The sequence below is a fragment of the Enterobacter cloacae complex sp. IR53041 genome, assembly GCF_049238285.1.
Classification (GTDB): Bacteria; Pseudomonadota; Gammaproteobacteria; order Enterobacterales; family Enterobacteriaceae; genus Enterobacter; species Enterobacter roggenkampii.
The window spans coordinates 84847-102986 of record NZ_JBMKHB010000005.1; the positions used below are offsets into that span (position 1 = coordinate 84847).

At 52.9% G+C, this 18140-nt stretch carries 16 protein-coding genes; 9 read left to right on the forward strand and 7 right to left on the reverse strand.

The genetic code is table 11. From position 1 onward, the window contains the following. Positions 1–64: 64 nt before the first annotated feature. From cyoE to ACOTXF_RS05570, 7 genes are all read right to left on the reverse strand, one after another. Positions 65–952 carry a heme o synthase gene (cyoE, locus tag ACOTXF_RS05540; protein WP_008503325.1) on the reverse strand — a complete coding sequence of 296 codons (888 nt, stop codon included), beginning with the start codon at positions 950–952 and terminating at the stop codon, positions 65–67. A gap of 11 nt (positions 953–963) precedes the next feature. After that, positions 964–1290 (reverse strand): cytochrome o ubiquinol oxidase subunit IV, encoded by a 327-nt coding sequence (locus ACOTXF_RS05545; RefSeq protein ID WP_006176899.1) that lies wholly within the window; start codon positions 1288–1290, stop codon positions 964–966. Continuing rightward, positions 1290–1904 (reverse strand): cytochrome o ubiquinol oxidase subunit III, encoded by a 615-nt coding sequence (locus tag ACOTXF_RS05550; RefSeq protein WP_008503324.1) that lies wholly within the window; start codon positions 1902–1904, stop codon positions 1290–1292. The genes ACOTXF_RS05545 and ACOTXF_RS05550 overlap by 1 nt, the downstream gene beginning before the upstream one ends. After that, positions 1894–3885: a cytochrome o ubiquinol oxidase subunit I gene (cyoB, locus tag ACOTXF_RS05555; protein WP_023326790.1), complete on the reverse strand. Its 1992-nt coding sequence runs from the start codon at positions 3883–3885 to the stop codon at positions 1894–1896. The genes ACOTXF_RS05550 and cyoB overlap by 11 nt, the downstream gene beginning before the upstream one ends. A gap of 16 nt (positions 3886–3901) precedes the next feature. Continuing rightward, a complete protein-coding gene (cyoA, locus tag ACOTXF_RS05560; protein WP_008503322.1) occupies positions 3902–4849 on the reverse strand; it encodes a cytochrome o ubiquinol oxidase subunit II in 948 nt (315 codons plus the stop codon). Between the two features lie 479 nt (positions 4850–5328). Continuing rightward, the gene (gene ampG / locus ACOTXF_RS05565; protein ID WP_047745424.1) at positions 5329–6804 is read right to left on the reverse strand and encodes a muropeptide MFS transporter AmpG; all 1476 of its coding nucleotides are present in this window, start codon (positions 6802–6804) and stop codon (positions 5329–5331) included. A gap of 46 nt (positions 6805–6850) precedes the next feature. Continuing rightward, positions 6851–7429, reverse strand: a complete 579-nt coding sequence (locus ACOTXF_RS05570) for a lipoprotein (protein WP_023310568.1) — start codon at positions 7427–7429, stop codon at positions 6851–6853. A 305-nt stretch (positions 7430–7734) separates the two neighbouring features. Here ACOTXF_RS05570 and bolA point away from each other — a divergent pair, with 305 nt between their 5' ends. The 9 genes from bolA to ACOTXF_RS05615 all read left to right on the forward strand — a co-directional run bounded on the left by bolA (position 7735) and on the right by ACOTXF_RS05615 (position 18097). Continuing rightward, positions 7735–8052 (forward strand): transcriptional regulator BolA, encoded by a 318-nt coding sequence (gene bolA, locus ACOTXF_RS05575; protein WP_021241655.1) that lies wholly within the window; start codon positions 7735–7737, stop codon positions 8050–8052. Positions 8053–8382: 330 nt separating this feature from the next. Further along, positions 8383–9681 carry a trigger factor gene (gene tig / locus ACOTXF_RS05580; protein WP_008503318.1) on the forward strand — a complete coding sequence of 433 codons (1299 nt, stop codon included), beginning with the start codon at positions 8383–8385 and terminating at the stop codon, positions 9679–9681. Between the two features lie 260 nt (positions 9682–9941). Then, positions 9942–10565 carry an ATP-dependent Clp endopeptidase proteolytic subunit ClpP gene (gene clpP / locus ACOTXF_RS05585; RefSeq protein ID WP_008503317.1) on the forward strand — a complete coding sequence of 208 codons (624 nt, stop codon included), beginning with the start codon at positions 9942–9944 and terminating at the stop codon, positions 10563–10565. Positions 10566–10691: 126 nt separating this feature from the next. Next, positions 10692–11966 (forward strand): ATP-dependent protease ATP-binding subunit ClpX, encoded by a 1275-nt coding sequence (gene clpX / locus ACOTXF_RS05590; RefSeq protein WP_008503316.1) that lies wholly within the window; start codon positions 10692–10694, stop codon positions 11964–11966. A gap of 182 nt (positions 11967–12148) precedes the next feature. Beyond that, complete coding sequence (gene lon, locus ACOTXF_RS05595; protein WP_008503315.1) at positions 12149–14503, forward strand: endopeptidase La; 2355 nt, start codon at positions 12149–12151, stop codon at positions 14501–14503. A 210-nt stretch (positions 14504–14713) separates the two neighbouring features. After that, positions 14714–14986 carry a nucleoid-associated protein HU-beta gene (gene hupB, locus ACOTXF_RS05600; protein WP_002444653.1) on the forward strand — a complete coding sequence of 91 codons (273 nt, stop codon included), beginning with the start codon at positions 14714–14716 and terminating at the stop codon, positions 14984–14986. A gap of 212 nt (positions 14987–15198) precedes the next feature. After that, positions 15199–17070 (forward strand): peptidylprolyl isomerase, encoded by a 1872-nt coding sequence (ppiD, locus tag ACOTXF_RS05605; RefSeq protein ID WP_032674258.1) that lies wholly within the window; start codon positions 15199–15201, stop codon positions 17068–17070. Positions 17071–17218: 148 nt separating this feature from the next. Continuing rightward, the gene (locus ACOTXF_RS05610) at positions 17219–17599 is read left to right on the forward strand and encodes a helix-hairpin-helix domain-containing protein (protein WP_025912626.1); all 381 of its coding nucleotides are present in this window, start codon (positions 17219–17221) and stop codon (positions 17597–17599) included. A 99-nt stretch (positions 17600–17698) separates the two neighbouring features. Then, positions 17699–18097: a YbgC/FadM family acyl-CoA thioesterase gene (locus tag ACOTXF_RS05615; protein ID WP_021241651.1), complete on the forward strand. Its 399-nt coding sequence runs from the start codon at positions 17699–17701 to the stop codon at positions 18095–18097. Positions 18098–18140 lie beyond the last annotated feature (43 nt).

Below are 18140 nucleotides of genomic sequence, written 5' to 3' on the forward strand. Positions count from 1 at the left end.
GTTATTAATGGATTTTACGAATAAAAAAGGGTGCCGAAGCACCCCTTTATTTACCTGTTGTGGCTTACCAGACGTAAGTCAGCAGGTTATGTGAATCTGGCACCATGAAATCCACGGACATCATCACGGACAGCGAGGTGATGGCCACAATTGAGAACACAAACAGCTTGCGCGCCCAGACTTTGTCATCTTCCACTTTGTAACCGCGCAGCGCCATGCCGAGCCACCAGACGCTCACCGCAGCCGCTACCGCCAGATATTTGTATCCGGCGTAACCACCCAGAGAGAGCATCAGCGTTGCCACGGCAAAGGCGATGATGTACAGCGTGATGTGGTTCTTGGCAACGGAGATGCCCTTCACGACCGGCAGAACCGGGATGTTCGCTGCCTGATAATCCTTAAAGCGGAAAATTGCGATGGCATAGGAGTGCGGCATCTGCCACAGGCTAAAGATAGCCAGCAGGATCAGCGCACCGCTGTCGAACTCGTTCGTGACCGCGCAGTAGCCAATCACCGGCGGCGCAGCGCCGGAGAGAGAACCAATCAGCGTGCCGTAGACGGAGTGACGTTTCATATACAGGCTATAGATGCCCACATACACCACGAACCCCATCACCCCCAGCCAGCAGGCCAGCGGGTTAGCACCAAACCACAGCAGCATAAAGCCAGCAATACCCAGCAAGGTGGCGTACACCAGCGAGACGGAAGGGGCGATCAGGCCTTTCACCAGCACCCGATTTTTGGTCCTTTCCATCTTCTTGTCGATATCCATGTCGATGTAGTTGTTAAATACACAACCGGACGCAACAACCAGTGACACACCGACCAGCGTGTAGATAAAGAGGGCGTAATCAATGCTGCCCTTAGAGGCCAGCAGGAACCCTCCGATCACGGAGATCAGGTTGCCAAAGATGATGCCTGGTTTCGTTACTTGCAGGTATTGCTTAAACATACTCGCCGCTCTTAGTGAACCATCATGTTGTAGTTGAGGTTCCACATAATCCAGATGGAACCGACTACCAGGATAGCGATGATAATCACGGTAAAGATAAAGGCGGTCATGTTCCAGCCTTCATCGGACTTGGTGTTCATGTGCAGGAAGCAAACCAGATGCACCAGAATCTGAATCACCGCGGTCACCAGGATTGCACCCAGGATAACCGGCTTAGACGCAGAACCGCTCATCACCATCCAGAACGGGATCACCGTCAGGATGATCGACAGGATGAAACCTGTCATGTAGGTTTTTACGCTGCCGTGGGAAGCGCCATGATCGTTAGAATGACTCATTACATCGCCCCCATCAGATAGACAACAGAGAACACACAGATCCACACCACGTCCAGGAAGTGCCAGAACAGGCTCAGGCACAGGATACGGGTACGGTTAGTACTGGTCAGGCCGCGACGGGAGATCTGGAACATCAGGACTGCCATCCAGATCAGACCGGAGGTCACGTGCAGACCGTGGGTGCCAACCAGCGCGAAGAACGCGGACAGGAAGCCACTGCGATCCGGGCCGAAGCCTTCCATGATCAGGTGATGGAATTCATAGATTTCCATCCCGATAAATCCAGCACCAAACAGCCAGGTCAACGCCAGCCAGGAGACAACCTGGCTCTTGTTGTTTTTGTACATGGCGATAGCCGCCATGCCGTAGGTGATGGAGCTGAATAACAGCAGTGCGGTTTCAACCAGAACGAACGGCAGTTCAAAGATGTCCTTGCCGGTCGGGCCGCCCGCTGTGCCGTTCACCAGAACGGCATAGGTCGCGAACAGACAGCAGAACAGAATGCAGTCGCTCATCAGGTAGATCCAGAAACCGAAGACTTTGGTCGGTCCTGTATCGTGGTGCGCATGTTCATGCGCGTGGGCAGTTGAGTGCGCCAGAGTATCAGTTGCCATTTTTCAGCCCCGCTTTAGAAATCTCGTCGAAATGCTGATTTTCCAGCTTTTCAACTTCACGGACTGGTACGTAGTAGTCCACGTCCTCGTCAAAGCTCTTCACAATCCAGCTGATTACGATGCCAGCAAAGCCAACAATCGCCATCCACCAGATGTGCCAGATCATTGCGAAACCAAATACCGTTGCGAAGGCGGCAATCACGATGCCCGCACCGCTGTTTTTCGGCATATGGATCTCTTCGTAATGAGCAGGTTGCTTGTACGCTTCACCTTTTTCTTTCATTTCCCAGAATGCGTCACGTTCATGAACCTGAGGCACGATGGCAAAGTTATAGAAAGGCGGTGGAGAAGAGGTCGCCCACTCCAGCGTACGGCCACCCCATGGGTCACCGGTCAGGTCACGGTTCTGGTCGCGGTCGCGAATAGACACGTAGAACTGAATCAGCTGAGACGCGATACCACAGGCAATCAGCACAGCACCGCCCGCTGCAATCATCAGCATTGGGTGGAACTGCGGATCAATCTGCTGGCTCAGACGACGGGTCATACCCATGAAGCCCAGCACGTACAGCGGCATAAAGGCGACGAAGAAGCCGATGATCCAGAACCAGAACGCGCGTTTACCCCATTTTTCGTTCAGCGTGAAGCCGAACGCTTTTGGCCACCAGTAGGTTACGCCAGCGAAGCAGCCGAAGACCACGCCACCGATGATAACGTTATGGAAGTGCGCAATCAGGAACAGACTGTTGTGCAGAACGAAGTCAGCACCCGGTACCGCCAGCAGTACGCCAGTCATCCCACCTACGGAGAAGGTCACGATGAAGCCGATGGTCCACAGCATTGCTGAGTGGAACACGATACGGCCCTGATACATGGTGAACAGCCAGTTGAAGATCTTCACCCCGGTCGGGATGGCGATAATCATGGTGGTAATACCGAAGAAGGCGTTTACGTTCGCGCCCGCACCCATGGTGAAGAAGTGGTGCAGCCAAACGATGAACGACAGAACGGTAATACACACGGTTGCCCACACCAGAGAGGTGTAACCAAACAGACGTTTACGCGAGAAGGTTGCCGCGATTTCGGAGAACACACCGAATACAGGCAGAACCAGGATGTAAACTTCCGGGTGACCCCATGCCCAAATCAGGTTGATGTACATCATCATGTTGCCACCCATATCGTTCGTGAAGAAATGGGTGCCCAGGTAGCGGTCCAGGGTCAGCAGCGCGATGGTAACAGTCAGAATTGGGAAGGACGCAATAATCAGGATGTTGGCGCACAGAGATGCCCAGGTAAATACCGGCATCTTGAACATGGTCATGCCAGGGGCACGCATCTTGATAATGGTCACGAAGAAGTTGATACCGGTCAGGGTCGTACCGACACCGGAGAGCTGAAGCGCCCAAATCCAGTAGTCGACGCCAACGCCCGGGCTGTACTCAATTCCTGACAGCGGTGGGTAAGCCAGCCAGCCGGTCTGCGCGAATTCGCCCACGCCCAGTGACAGGTTAACCAGAATAACGCCGACAACGGTGAACCAGAAGCTCAGGTTGTTCAGGAACGGGAACGCAACGTCGCGCGCGCCGATTTGCAGCGGAACGACCACGTTCATCAGACCGATAACCAGCGGCATCGCCACGAAGAAGATCATGATAACGCCGTGGGCGGTAAAGATCTGATCGTAGTGGTGCGGTGGCAGGAAGCCGGCTTCACCCGCAGACGCGAGCGCCTGCTGGCTACGCATCATGATGGCATCCGCAAAGCCACGAATTAACATGACGATACCGACGATGCAGTACATGATACCGAGTTTTTTGTGGTCAACCGAAGTCAGCCACTCATTCCACAGGTAGCTCCACTTACCGAAGTAAGTGATCAGGCCAACTAAGGCCGCGCCACCGATGATAATTGCAGCCACCGTAACCATGATAATCGGTTCATGGTAGGGCACTGCATCCAGTGTCAATTTTCCGAACATTTTCTTCCTCGGCCCCTTAGTGAGCGGTTTCCGCGTGGCTCATGTCCATGCCTTCCATACCTTCGTGCGCGCTGTGCTCGCCTTCTGGCTGGGTCATGTCCATGCTCTTGCCGTGATCCATAAATTTGCCAATAACGTCTTTGAACAAATCAGGCTTCACGTTAGAGAAGTACTCCACCTTGTTGTATTCGCTAGGTGCAGCCACTTTTTCGAACGCCGCCATGTCAGACATGGTGTTTGGAGACTGTTTCGCTTTTTCAACCCACTGGTCGAAAGCGGCACGGTCTGGCGTTGCAATAGCTTTGAACTTCATACCTGAGAAGCCCGGGCCGCTATAGCTGGCGGAGATACCATCGTAGGTGCCTGCTTCATTCGCGATCAGATGCAGGTTAGTCTGCATACCGGCCATCGCGTAAATCTGGCTACCCAGACGCGGGATGAAGAAGGAGTTCATTACGGAGTTGGAGGTCACTTTGAACTGAACCGGAGTGTTCGCCGGGAAGGCGATTTCATTCACGGTAGCAATGCCCTGCTCTGGATAGATGAAGAACCATTTCCAGTCCATGGAGACCACTTCAATGGTAATCGGTTTTTCATCGTGAACCAGCGGCTTGCTTGGCTCAAGTGCGTGAGTGGTTTTCCAGGTCAGTACGGCAAGGAACAGGATGATCAGGATAGGTACCGTCCAGACCACAGCTTCCACTTTGTTGGAGTGTGACCAGTTCGGGCTATACTTCGCATCTTTATTGCTCGCACGATACTTCCAGGCGAAACCAACAGCCATCAAAATGGCTGGAATAACCACAATCAACATCAGGCCAAAAGCCGTCAATATCAGTGAACGTTGTTCCAGTCCAATCTGTCCTTTGGGGTCTAGTAGTGCAGAATCACAGCCACTGAGTAATACAGTGCCTGCGAATAATGACAACCATCCCAAACTTTTATTGTATTTCCTGAGTCTCATTTAACGACCTCAATTCCACGGGAGTCTGGTGGCGTTTAAAGTGTGCGGGCATTTTACGGGAAGGTTACATTACTGTAAACATCATTAGGCCTGTGTCAGGAAGGTGTTACCGGGTTCTGCCGCACGTGTCACAAGTGTTGCAAATTATGTCGGTTTTTATGACCGAAGCCGCATGAGATGGGCTTTATAACGAAAGGACCCCCAAGCATACCCTAAAAGGGACAATTGGTATAACCATTGTTAAAAATAAACAAAAAATTAACAATTAATTATCAATAAAAAGACATCTAAAAAACGAAAAATCAAACTATCGCATGCTGAATCGTTTAATGAAAAATAGCGTTTTGGAACCAGAGCCAATAATTTCCAAATCCTATCCCGCACAAAACAACAAATATTTTTTTTAGTCGATGGTGGCTATTTCACCGTTATAATTTCGGTTGGTGATTACAACGGGAAATAACCTTTCGCATTTTTCTTCAGGTCAGCTGCGTTTTACGCAACGCCATGAAATCGAGCAGACCGCCCGTCAGGATCCCAGCGATGGCCAGCAGGGCTCCGGCGTCCAGCAGAAGGGCCTCAAACGGGAGCGCCAGTGGTGTGCTGGCATTAATAATGAGCACGATAAGCCAGAGTGCCAGCGCAACGCAGCCCATCATTAACAGACGTAACGCAAAACGGTAGGCGCGGTGATATTCCGTTCGTGGCATAAAGTGTTCGGTCCGCTGGGTATATTCCAGCGTCTGGCGACAGACCAGCAACAATAAAATCCCCGGCACGGCAGCCACGACGGAGAAAAGATAAAACGTTGGCCAACCGTGGGCTTCCACAAACCAGCCGGCAATCGGACCTACGTAAACGCGGCCAACGGCAGAGAGCGCCGAGAGCAGCGCGAACTGCGTGGCGGAAAATGACTTGTTGCACAGGGTCATCAGCAGGGCGACAAAGGCTGCTGTCCCCATACCGCCGCAGAGATTTTCGAAGAACACCGCAGCGGCCATGCTGATCATATGTTTGTCGGTAATCGACAGCAGCCAGTAGCCCGCGTTAGAGGCGCCCTGAAGAATACCGAAGATCAGCAGTGCGCGGAACAGCGTCAGGCGCTGCATCAGCACGCCACCGTAAAGTGCCCCGACAATGGTCGCAAACAGCCCCAGCGTTTTATTCACTACCCCCACTTCACCAGCGTCAAAACCGACACCGCGGATCAGGAAGGTGGTGGTCAGGCTCATGGCAAAGGCGTCGCCAAGCTTATAAAGGACGATCAGCAGCAGGATCAGCCAGGCGTTGTTGCGGCCAAAGAAGTCGCGCAGCGGTTCGGCCACGGCCTGCTCCAGCGAGCGGGGAACCGGAATAACGTCGCTCGGTTCGGGGGCAAAGAGCGTGGCGATAATGCAGGGGATAAGCAGGGTGGCCATTAGCCAGTACATGCCCTGCCAGCCGAGGTAACGGTCGGCAAGCCACAGCGCCAGCCCGCCGGAGACCAGCATCCCGAGGCGATAGCCCAGCACGCTGATGGCCGCACCGGCACCGCGTTCTTCCGCAGGTAACACGTCCGTCTTCCAGGCGTCGAACACGATATCCTGAGAGGCGGAACAGAAGGCAATCACCACCGCAAGCGCGGCCATCCAGCGCAGCTGCGTGGTGGGCTCAAGAAACCCCATCGCCGCGATGGCCAGCAGCAGCAGGACCTGCGTCATCACCAGCCAGCCGCGGCGACGCCCGAGGAACGGCGGCGTATAGCGATCCATCACCGGCGACCACAGGAACTTGAAGACATAGGCCTGACCGACAAGCGAGAAGAAACCAATGGTTTTGAGATCGATGTTCTCGACCGTCATCCACGCCTGAAGCGTGCCGGAGGTGAGCGCGAGGGGTAAACCCGAGGCAAAGCCGAGGATCAGCAGAATCGCTGATTTCGGTTGCTGGAAAATGCGTAAGTAATGGCTGGACATGTTCTTATAAGACTGACCCGGTGTTACACCGGGTCAGTGAGCAGGATTAACGTGCGTTCTGCTTGATAAAGTCGTGGATGCTGGTGTCCTGCGCCATATCGGCGATGGTATCGGTCAGCACGCTGTTAACGGCGTTAGCAATGTTCTGGTTGGATGCCTGGAACGCACCTTCAACAGAGTAGCTCGCGCGGTAGTTTTTGGTCATCTTGTTGCCATTCTTCGCGGTGGCAATGATGGCGATATCCGCTTTGGTGGCGATATTGTAGCGCACGTTGCCCTGTGACACGTCAGCGTACAGGTTGTTGACGATGATCTGCAGATCAACCGCACCGCTTGGGCCGATCATATAGCCGCGAGCAGTCATTTGTTTCTCCAGCACTTCCTGCAGCAGGAAGCGCAGGTCACGGGACGCGGTGAGCGTCACCTGCTGGTTATCGCGGGTCACTTTTGCCAGCGCCTGATCCTGACGCTGATCGGCACCGTTAATGCTCACGGTGACGCCCATCAGGCTTGGGTCCTGCTGAGGCAGGGTGATTTTTGGTGAGACATCAATGGTGGTAGGCGGGGTAGCACAGCCTGCCAGCATAAAAAGGGCTACCAATGGAAAGAAGAGTTTTTTTAACATTTTTAAGTTCTCACGAATCGTAAGCATAATAGAGAGAAAAATTGCCGCCATCATAACATCGCCAACGGTCAGGGGAAGTGGTCAACGCATGTAAATTCATCGTCTTGTCTGAAAACTGACCAGCTCACTCATTTTCTCCTTTCACGGATGATAAAAGGTATGAGCCTCACAGTTAACTTCATTCGTTTGAATGAGAAAATCGGACGAAAGCTAAATATTTGTTGTCAATGTGTAATGGAAACGGTAAAAGCGGCTAATATTTAAAGGGATGGGTGACATCCTGGCGTTGTCGGAGGAGTAATTTCATGATGATACGTGAGCATATAGAAGATAAATTAAGGGCAGCGTTCAACCCTGTGTTCCTCGAAGTCGTCGACGAAAGCTATCGTCATAACGTACCGGCAGGTTCTGAAAGCCACTTTAAAGTGGTTCTGGTTAGCGATCGCTTCACGGGAGAACGTTTCCTGAACCGACATCGCTTGATCTACAGCACCTTGACGGAAGAGCTCTCCACGACCGTGCATGCGCTGGCACTGCATACCTACACCATTAAGGAATGGGAAGGCTTGCAGGATACGGTTTTCGCATCGCCGCCCTGTCGCGGTGCAGGCACTATCGCCTGATAAATCGGATTTGCAACGGCTGGAGCTTTTCCAGTATGTTGCTTACAGATTTCCTCAAAACGGCCTTCGGGCCGTTTTGTTTTGTCTGAGTTTTGAGCGGATGGTGCGATTTTAAGGCTAAAAATAGCCTTAAAGTGTGAAAAAAGCCGCAGCAACATGCCCCAACCGTTCTCGACTCACCTAAGTGATGCCGCTATAATGCCGCGTCTTATTGAATGTCTTCGGGATGATTCTGGCGACAGGGAATGTGAATCTGCACTAAGAGAGCATCCCGGTATAACAGACAGATTCAGAGTTGACCGAGCACTGTGATTTTTTTGAGGTAACAAGATGCAAGTTTCAGTTGAAACCACTCAAGGCCTTGGCCGCCGTGTAACGATTACTATCGCTGCTGACAGCATCGAAACTGCTGTGAAAAGCGAGCTGGTCAACGTAGCAAAAAAAGTACGTATTGACGGCTTCCGTAAGGGCAAAGTACCAATGAATGTTGTTGCTCAGCGTTATGGCGCTTCCGTGCGTCAGGATGTGCTGGGTGAACTGATGAGCCGCAACTTTATCGATGCGATCATCAAAGAAAAAATCAATCCGGCCGGTGCGCCAAACTACGTTCCAGGCGAATACAAACTGGGCGAAGACTTCACCTACTCCGTAGAGTTTGAAGTGTATCCGGAAGTTGAGCTGAAAGGTCTGGAATCTATCGAAGTTGAAAAACCGATTGTCTCCGTGACTGACGAAGACGTTGACGGCATGCTGGACACCCTGCGTAAGCAGCAGGCGAACTGGAAAGAGAAAGAAGGCGCTGTTGACGCGGAAGACCGCGTAACCATCGACTTCACCGGTTCTGTAGACGGCGAAGAGTTCGAAGGCGGCAAAGCGTCTGACTTCGTACTGGCAATGGGCCAAGGTCGTATGATCCCAGGCTTCGAAGACGGTATCAAAGGCCACAAGGCTGGCGAAGAGTTCACCATCGACGTGACCTTCCCGGAAGAGTACCACGCTGAAAACCTGAAAGGTAAAGCAGCGAAGTTCGTCATCAACCTGAAGAAAGTGGAAGAGCGCGAACTGCCAGAACTGACTGAAGAGTTCATCAAACGTTTCGGCGTGGAAGACGGTTCTGTTGCTGGCCTGCGTACCGAAGTGCGTAAAAACATGGAGCGCGAGCTGAACGGTGCTGTGCGTAACCGCGTGAAGTCTCAGGCGATCGAAGGCCTGGTGAAAGCCAACGAAATCGACGTTCCTGCTGCCCTGATCGACAGCGAAATCGACGTTCTGCGCCGTCAGGCTGCACAGCGTTTCGGTGGCAACCAGCAGCAAGCGATGGAACTGCCACGCGAGCTGTTCGAAGAGCAGGCAAAACGCCGCGTTGTGGTTGGCCTGCTGCTGGGCGAAGTGATTCGTACCCACGAGCTGAAAGCTGACGAAGAGCGTGTGAAAGGCCTGATCGAAGAGATGGCTTCTGCATACGAAGATCCATCAGAAGTGATCGAGTTCTACGGTAAGAACAAAGAGCTGATGGACAACATGCGCAACGTTGCCCTGGAAGAGCAGGCTGTTGAAGCGGTACTGGCGAAAGCGAAAGTGACCGAAAAAGCGACCTCTTTCAACGAACTGATGAACCAGCAGGCGTAATTTCGCCCCAACGGTTTAAAGTTTGAACAGAAAACCCGTTGCCTTGCGGCAGCGGGTTTTTTTTATCGCAGCCAGAGCCCAGGAAGAGTGCTAAAACGCCCTTTCGGTGTTAGCGTAACAACAAAAGGTTGTTATGCTTGAAATAGGGCACTGTGAACCCCATAAGTACGTAATCATGATGAATGAGACTGGCTGATAATCCGTCCGTAAGGTTACAATCAGTACAGCAGGTGTTTTCAATTTTGATCCAGGAGACGGAAATGTCATACAGTGGCGAACGAGATAACTTTGCACCCCATATGGCTCTGGTGCCAATGGTTATTGAACAGACCTCACGTGGTGAGCGTTCTTTTGATATCTATTCCCGTCTGCTCAAGGAACGCGTTATCTTTCTGACCGGCCAGGTGGAAGACCACATGGCTAACCTGATCGTGGCGCAGATGCTGTTTCTGGAAGCGGAAAACCCGGAAAAAGACATTTACCTGTACATTAACTCCCCGGGTGGCGTGATTACCGCAGGGATGTCCATTTATGACACCATGCAATTCATCAAACCGGATGTCAGCACGATCTGTATGGGTCAGGCCGCATCTATGGGCGCGTTCCTGTTAACCGCAGGGGCGAAGGGTAAGCGTTTCTGCTTGCCGAATTCCCGCGTGATGATTCACCAGCCGCTGGGCGGTTACCAGGGGCAGGCGACGGATATCGAAATCCACGCCCGCGAAATCCTGAAAGTAAAAGCGCGCATGAATGAACTTATGGCGCAGCATACGGGTCAACCTCTCGAGCAGATCGAGCGCGATACCGAGCGCGATCGCTTCCTCTCTGCTTCAGAGGCAGTTGAGTACGGCTTAGTCGACTCGGTGTTGACCCATCGTAATTGATGCCCGCGACGCGAGTGTGCCGCTATACTAAGGTAGGGCGGCACGCTGCTTGATGCAGCTTGCGTCTTAGAATGGCATTTGCGTCGTCATGTGCGGCACAAAGAACTTAAAAAGAGGTTTGGACTCATGACAGATAAACGCAAAGATGGTTCGGGCAAACTGCTGTACTGCTCTTTTTGCGGCAAAAGCCAGCATGAAGTGCGTAAACTGATTGCCGGGCCGTCCGTGTATATCTGCGACGAATGCGTCGATTTATGTAACGACATCATTCGCGAAGAGATTAAAGAAGTCGCACCGCACCGTGAGCGCAGCGCGCTGCCAACGCCGCATGAAATTCGTCATCACCTTGACGACTACGTCATCGGCCAGGAGCAGGCCAAGAAAGTGCTGGCGGTAGCGGTCTATAACCACTACAAACGCCTGCGTAACGGCGATACCAGCAATGGCGTGGAACTGGGTAAAAGTAACATTCTGCTGATCGGCCCAACCGGTTCCGGTAAAACGCTGCTGGCTGAAACCCTGGCACGTCTGCTTGATGTTCCGTTCACCATGGCGGATGCCACCACCCTGACCGAAGCCGGTTACGTGGGTGAGGACGTCGAAAACATCATCCAGAAACTGCTGCAGAAGTGCGATTACGACGTACAGAAAGCCCAGCGCGGGATTGTTTACATCGATGAGATCGACAAGATCTCCCGTAAATCCGACAACCCGTCCATCACTCGTGACGTATCGGGTGAAGGCGTACAGCAGGCACTGCTGAAGCTGATCGAAGGTACGGTTGCCGCCGTTCCGCCACAGGGTGGTCGTAAACATCCGCAGCAGGAGTTCCTGCAGGTTGATACCTCCAAGATCCTGTTCATCTGTGGCGGTGCCTTTGCTGGTCTGGATAAAGTTATCTCCCACCGTGTTGAAACCGGCTCCGGCATTGGTTTTGGCGCAACGGTGAAATCCACATCCGAAAAACCGAACGAAGGCGAGCTCCTGGCACAGGTTGAACCAGAAGATCTGATCAAATTCGGTCTGATCCCTGAATTCATCGGTCGTCTGCCGGTTGTGGCTACGCTGAATGAGCTGAGTGAAGAGGCGCTGATCCAGATCCTGAAAGAGCCGAAAAATGCGCTGACCAAGCAGTATCAGGCGCTGTTCAATCTGGAAGGGGTTGATCTGGAATTCCGCGACGAAGCGCTGGATGCGATTGCCAAAAAAGCAATGAGCCGCAAAACCGGCGCGCGTGGCCTGCGTTCTATCGTTGAAGCTGCACTGCTCGACACCATGTACGATCTGCCGTCGATGGAAGACGTTGAGAAAGTGGTGATTGACGAGTCGGTCATCAGCGGTCAAACCAAACCGCTGCTGATTTACGGCAAACCGGAAGCCCAGCAGGCATCTGGCGAATAATTCACCAAATCATACAAGCAGTTAATCAAAAAGGGGGGATTTTATCTCCCCTTTACTTTTTCCGTATTCATAGCGTTGAATGTGTGGGAAACATCCCCATATACTGGATACATGTTAATGGTTATGTGAAGCACAGTGACATGACCAGCTTACCTGGCGGACACTAACTAAGAGAGAGCTCTATGAATCCTGAGCGTTCTGAACGCATTGAAATCCCCGTATTGCCGTTGCGCGATGTGGTGGTTTATCCGCACATGGTCATACCCTTATTTGTAGGGCGGGAAAAATCTATCCGTTGCCTCGAAGCCGCTATGGATCATGATAAAAAAATCATGCTGGTGGCGCAGAAAGAAGCATCAACGGATGAGCCGGGTGTAAACGATCTTTTCACCGTCGGGACCGTGGCCTCTATTTTGCAGATGCTGAAGCTGCCTGACGGCACCGTGAAGGTGCTGGTAGAAGGCCTGCAGCGTGCGCGTATTACCACTCTGTCAGACGACGGCGAACACTTCTCTGCGAAGGCAGAGTACCTTGATTCGCCTGAACTTGATGAGCGCGAACAGGAAGTGCTGGTTCGCACCGCGATTAGCCAGTTTGAAGGCTATATCAAGCTGAACAAGAAAATCCCACCAGAAGTGCTGACGTCGCTGAACAGCATCGACGATCCTGCACGTCTGGCGGACACCATCGCTGCACACATGCCGCTGAAGCTGGCTGACAAACAGTCCGTGCTGGAAATGTCCGACGTTAACGAACGTCTGGAATACCTGATGGCGATGATGGAGTCTGAAATCGATCTGCTGCAGGTTGAGAAGCGTATTCGCAACCGCGTGAAAAAGCAGATGGAAAAATCTCAGCGTGAGTACTATCTGAATGAGCAAATGAAGGCTATTCAGAAAGAGCTGGGCGAGATGGACGACGCGCCGGACGAAAACGAAGCGCTGAAGCGTAAGATCGACGCGGCGAAGATGCCGAAAGAGGCGAAAGAGAAAGCGGAAGCAGAACTGCAGAAGCTGAAAATGATGTCTCCGATGTCGGCTGAAGCGACCGTGGTGCGCGGCTACATTGAGTGGATGGTACAGGTTCCTTGGAACGCCCGCAGCAAGGTCAAAAAAGACCTGCGTCAGGCGCAGGAGATCCTGGATACTGACCATTATGGCCTGGAACGCGTGAAAGACCGCATTCTTGAGTACCTCGCGGTACAGAGCCGTGTAAACAAAATTAAAGGCCCGATTCTGTGCCTGGTAGGACCGCCGGGGGTGGGTAAAACCTCTCTGGGCCAGTCCATCGCTAAAGCGACCGGACGTAAGTATATCCGTATGGCGCTGGGCGGCGTACGCGATGAAGCGGAAATCCGCGGTCACCGCCGTACCTACATCGGTTCTATGCCGGGTAAACTGATCCAGAAGATGGCGAAAGTGGGCGTTAAAAACCCGCTGTTCCTGCTCGATGAGATCGACAAAATGTCGTCGGACATGCGTGGTGACCCTGCGTCTGCGCTGCTGGAAGTGCTTGATCCAGAACAGAACGTGGCGTTCAGCGATCACTACCTGGAAGTGGATTACGACCTGAGCGACGTTATGTTTGTCGCGACGTCGAACTCCATGAACATTCCGGCCCCGCTGCTGGACCGTATGGAAGTGATCCGTCTCTCCGGCTATACCGAAGACGAGAAGCTGAACATCGCGAAACAGCACCTGCTGCCGAAACAGATTGAGCGTAACGCGCTGAAAGCCAACGAGCTGACCGTCGAGGACAGCGCGATTATTGGCATCATCCGCTACTACACCCGTGAAGCGGGCGTGCGTAGCCTTGAGCGTGAAATCTCTAAACTGTGCCGTAAGGCGGTGAAACAGCTGCTGCTGGATAAGAGCCTGAAACACATCACGATTAATGGTGATAACCTGCATGCCTATCTCGGCGTTCAGCGCTTCGACTATGGTCGCGCGGATAACGAAAACCGCGTTGGCCAAGTCACCGGTCTGGCATGGACGGAAGTGGGCGGCGATCTGCTGACCATCGAAACCGCCTGTGTACCGGGTAAAGGCAAGCTGACCTATACCGGCTCGCTGGGTGAAGTGATGCAGGAGTCCATTCAGGCGGCGCTGACCGTGGTGCGCGCGCGCGCGGAGAAACTGGGTATCAACCCGGATTTCTACGAAAAACGCGACATCCACGTACACGTACCTGAAGGGGCGACGCCGAAAGATGGTCCAAGCGCGGGTATTGCCATGTGTACCGCTCTGGTTTCTTGCCTGACAGGTAACCCGGTGCGTGCTGATGTGGCAATGACCGGTGAAATCACCCTGCGCGGTCAGGTTCTGCCAATCGGTGGCTTAAAAGAAAAACTGCTGGCGGCGCATCGTGGTGGGATCAAAACCGTATTGATCCCTTACGAAAACAAACGCGATCTGGAAGAGATTCCGGACAACGTGATTGCCGACCTGCAGATCCATCCTGTTAAGCGAATTGAGGAAGTACTTAGTCTCGCATTGCAGAATGAACCGTCCGGAATGCAGGTTGTAACCGCAAAATAGTGACCTCGCGCAAAGAGCGTCAATAAAAACAAGGCTGGTAAGTCATTTCGCACTTGCCAGCCTTTTTTTGTATAGCTAATTTAGATTGCTGATTAGGTCAGCCATCAACAACGGGTGTTGTAAGGTCATGGCAGGCCTGATATAACTGCTGCGCGGTCGCGTTGTGAAGGATTCAGGCGCGATATAAATTATAAAGAGAGGAAGAGAACAGTGAATAAATCTCAACTGATTGACAAAATTGCTGCTGGTGCTGATATTTCTAAAGCTGCAGCTGGACGTGCGTTAGATGCATTAATTGCTTCTGTTACTGAATCTCTGCAGGCTGGGGACGACGTTGCACTGGTAGGCTTCGGTACTTTTGCTGTTAAAGAGCGTGCTGCCCGTACTGGCCGCAACCCTCAGACCGGTAAAGAGATCACCATTGCTGCCGCTAAAGTGCCGGGTTTCCGTGCAGGTAAAGCGCTGAAAGACGCAGTAAACTGATTGCTTTCCCGTTTCAGGGAAGCCGGATAGTACAAGGGCGCATCTTTTGATGTGCCTTTTTTGTTTGTCCAGACCTGATTTGTGCGAGTTTATGCGAGTTGTGGGCTGACAATCGCCCCGTTTTCTTGTCACAATACGACTTTACGCGCGACGGGCAGGATTTTCCGTCAGCGTCAGGTAACCAGTCACCTACAGCGGAGTGTTGTTACACCATGATGGACAGCTTACGCACGGCTGCTAACAGTCTCGTGCTCAAGATTATTTTCGGTATCATTATCGTGTCGTTCATATTGACCGGCGTGAGCAGTTACCTTATTGGCGGTGGCGCGAACTATGCCGCAAAAGTGAATGGCCAGGAGATCAGCCGCGGCCAGTTCGAGAATGCTTTTGCCGGTGAACGTAACCGTATGCAGCAACAGCTGGGCGACCAATTCTCTGAACTGGCAGCAAACGAAGGGTATATGAAGACCCTGCGTCAGCAGACGCTGAACCGTCTTATCGACGAAGCGCTGCTGGATCAGTATGCCAAAAAACTCGGCCTTGGCATTAGCGATGAGCAGGTGAAAAAAGCCATCTTCTCCACGCAAGCCTTCCAGTCTAACGGTAAATTCGACAACGCGCGTTACAACAGCATCGTCAACCAGATGGGGATGACGGCCGATCAGTACGCGCAGGCGCTGCGTAACCAACTGACCACCCAGCAGCTCATCAATGCCGTTGTTGGCACCGATTTCATGCTCAAAGGCGAAACGGATGAACTGGCTGCGCTGGTGGCGCAGCAGCGCGTTGTACGTGAAGCGACCATTGATGTTAACGCCCTGGCGGCGAAACAGCAGGTGAGCGACGCTGACATTAACGCCTGGTACGAGCAGAACAAGAATACCTTTGTTTCTCCTGAACAGTTCCGCGTGAGCTACATCAAGCTGGATGCGGCTGCGCTGCAGGAAAGCGCGTCTGACGCGGAAATCCAGTCTTACTACGACCAACATCAGGATCAGTTCACACAGCCGCAGCGTAACCGCTACAGCGTGATTCAGACCAAAACCGAGGCGGATGCCAAAGCGGCACTGGATGAGCTGAACAAAGGCGCTGATTTTGCGACCGTCGCGAAAGCGAAATCCACCGACATTATCTCTGCGAAAAACGGCGGCGATATGGGCTGGCTGGAAGACGCGACCACGCCGGACGAGCTGAAAAATGCGGGTCTGAAAGAGAAAGGCCAACTGTCTGGCGTCATTAAATCCTCCGTAGGTTTCCTGGTCGTGCGTCTGGACGACATCACCGCGGCGAAAACCAAGCCGCTGGCTGAGGTTCGTGACGATATCGCGGCAAAAGTGAAGCAGGAAAAAGCGCTGGATGCCTACTATGCGCTGCAGCAGAAAGTGAGTGATGCTGCCAGCAACGACAACGAATCTCTGGCGGGTGCCGAGCAGGCGGCTGGGGTGAAAGCGGTTGAGACGGGCTGGTTTGGTCGTGACAACCTGCCGGAAGAGCTGAACTTCAAACCGGTTTCTGATGCCATCTTCAACGGTGGTCTGGTGGGTGAGAACGGCACGCCGGGCAGTAACTCAGACATCATTACCGTCGATGGCGATCGTGCGTTTGTGCTGCGCGTCAGCGAGCACAAGCCAGAAGCGGTCAAACCGCTGGCGGAAGTGAAGGATCAGGTCGTCGCTCAGGTTAAGCACAACAAAGCGGAACAGCAGGCGAAACTGGATGCTGAGAAGATTCTGGCCGATCTGAAAGCGGGTAAACAGGACGCGCTGAAAGCGGCTGGCCTGAGCTTCGGTGAAGCGAAAACGCTGAGCCGTACTGGTCAGGACCCTATCAGCCAGGCCGCGTTTGGCCTGACTCTGCCGGCGAAAGACAAGCCAAGCTTCGGCACCACTACCGATATGCAGGGTAACGTCGTTCTGCTGGCGCTGGATGAAGTGAAAGCCGGCACTCTGCCAGACGCGCAGAAGAAGGCGATGGTCCAGGGGATTACCCAGAACAATGCCCAGATTGCCTTCGAAGCCATGATGAGCAACTTGCGTAAAGAGGCCAAAATTAAGCTGGGCGATATCATTACTCAGCAGCAATAATTACGTATCTGCTCGCAGATTTTCGCAACGCTCTGCAATAACTAAAGGCCGCTTTCGCGGCCTTTTCCATTTCTGCACTCTGCTGTTTGTGCCTCTTTTATCGGGCGGCTATCGTGACGTGGCTGTCTACAAACAAGGAGATAACAGCATGAAATGTGGAATCAAAGCACTGTTTATTACGCTGGCTATTGCCACCACCGGGCTGAGCGCGGGCGCACTGGCGGCGACACCTGCCGCTAAACCACAGGCGGTACAGAGTAAGACCGACGCCGCAGCGCCGGGGCAGGGGCAAACCAAAGCGGCTGACGTTGGTAAAAACGTGGATGATGACGGTACGCGAGTCAGCATCAATTCGGCCTCTGCGGAAGAGCTGGCCCGCGTGATGAATGGCGTCGGGCTGAAAAAAGCGCAGGCCATCGTAAGCTATCGTGAAGAGTATGGTCCTTTCAAAACGGTCGACGATCTCAAGCAGGTTCCGGGCATGGGGAGCGCGCTGGTTGAGCGCAACCTCGCACACCTGACGTTGTAATCTCACAATTACTTGCACAGCGGCAAAATTTTGCCAGGATAAAGAGGTCATACCAGTTATGACCTCTCATCCTACAATAACAGTAAAGGCTATTGCGCTATGCAGACAAAAATAAAAGTACGCGGTTTTCACCTCGACGTTTACCAGCATGTGAACAATGCCCGCTACCTGGAGTTTCTTGAGGAAGCGCGCTGGGACGGGCTGGAAAACAGCGAAAGCTTTCAGTGGATGACCGCGCACAACATCGCGTTCGTGGTCGTCAATATCAATATCAACTACCGTCGCCCTGCCGTGTTGGGCGATGTGCTCACGGTGACCAGCCAGGTGCAGCAGATCAATGGCAAAAGCGGCGTGTTAAGCCAGGTGGTTACGCTCGATCCCGAAGGGCAGGTGGTGGCTGATGCGTTGATCACCTTTGTCTGTATCGATCTGAAAACGCAGAAAGCGCTGCCGCTGGAAGGGGAATTGCGCGAAAAGCTGGAACTGATGATCGTGTAACACAGGTTCAGGCTTACCCGTGCTGTCGACACCTGTTATGCGA

Bases quoted from the DNA above. Each gene is read 5' to 3' on its own strand.
- cyoE (WP_008503325.1), bottom strand. From the start codon at position 952: ATGTTTAAGCAATACCTGCAAGTAACGAAACCAGGCATCATCTTTGGC.
- ACOTXF_RS05545 (WP_006176899.1), bottom strand. From the start codon at position 1,290: ATGAGTCATTCTAACGATCATGGCGCTTCCCACGGCAGCGTAAAAACC.
- ACOTXF_RS05550 (WP_008503324.1), bottom strand. From the start codon at position 1,904: ATGGCAACTGATACTCTGGCGCACTCAACTGCCCACGCGCATGAACAT.
- cyoB (WP_023326790.1), bottom strand. From the start codon at position 3,885: ATGTTCGGAAAATTGACACTGGATGCAGTGCCCTACCATGAACCGATT.
- cyoA (WP_008503322.1), bottom strand. From the start codon at position 4,849: ATGAGACTCAGGAAATACAATAAAAGTTTGGGATGGTTGTCATTATTC.
- ampG (WP_047745424.1), bottom strand. From the start codon at position 6,804: ATGTCCAGCCATTACTTACGCATTTTCCAGCAACCGAAATCAGCGATT.
- ACOTXF_RS05570 (WP_023310568.1), bottom strand. From the start codon at position 7,429: ATGTTAAAAAAACTCTTCTTTCCATTGGTAGCCCTTTTTATGCTGGCA.
- bolA (WP_021241655.1), top strand. From the start codon at position 7,735: ATGATGATACGTGAGCATATAGAAGATAAATTAAGGGCAGCGTTCAAC.
- tig (WP_008503318.1), top strand. From the start codon at position 8,383: ATGCAAGTTTCAGTTGAAACCACTCAAGGCCTTGGCCGCCGTGTAACG.
- clpP (WP_008503317.1), top strand. From the start codon at position 9,942: ATGTCATACAGTGGCGAACGAGATAACTTTGCACCCCATATGGCTCTG.
- clpX (WP_008503316.1), top strand. From the start codon at position 10,692: ATGACAGATAAACGCAAAGATGGTTCGGGCAAACTGCTGTACTGCTCT.
- lon (WP_008503315.1), top strand. From the start codon at position 12,149: ATGAATCCTGAGCGTTCTGAACGCATTGAAATCCCCGTATTGCCGTTG.
- ppiD (WP_032674258.1), top strand. From the start codon at position 15,199: ATGATGGACAGCTTACGCACGGCTGCTAACAGTCTCGTGCTCAAGATT.
- ACOTXF_RS05610 (WP_025912626.1), top strand. From the start codon at position 17,219: ATGAAATGTGGAATCAAAGCACTGTTTATTACGCTGGCTATTGCCACC.
- ACOTXF_RS05615 (WP_021241651.1), top strand. From the start codon at position 17,699: ATGCAGACAAAAATAAAAGTACGCGGTTTTCACCTCGACGTTTACCAG.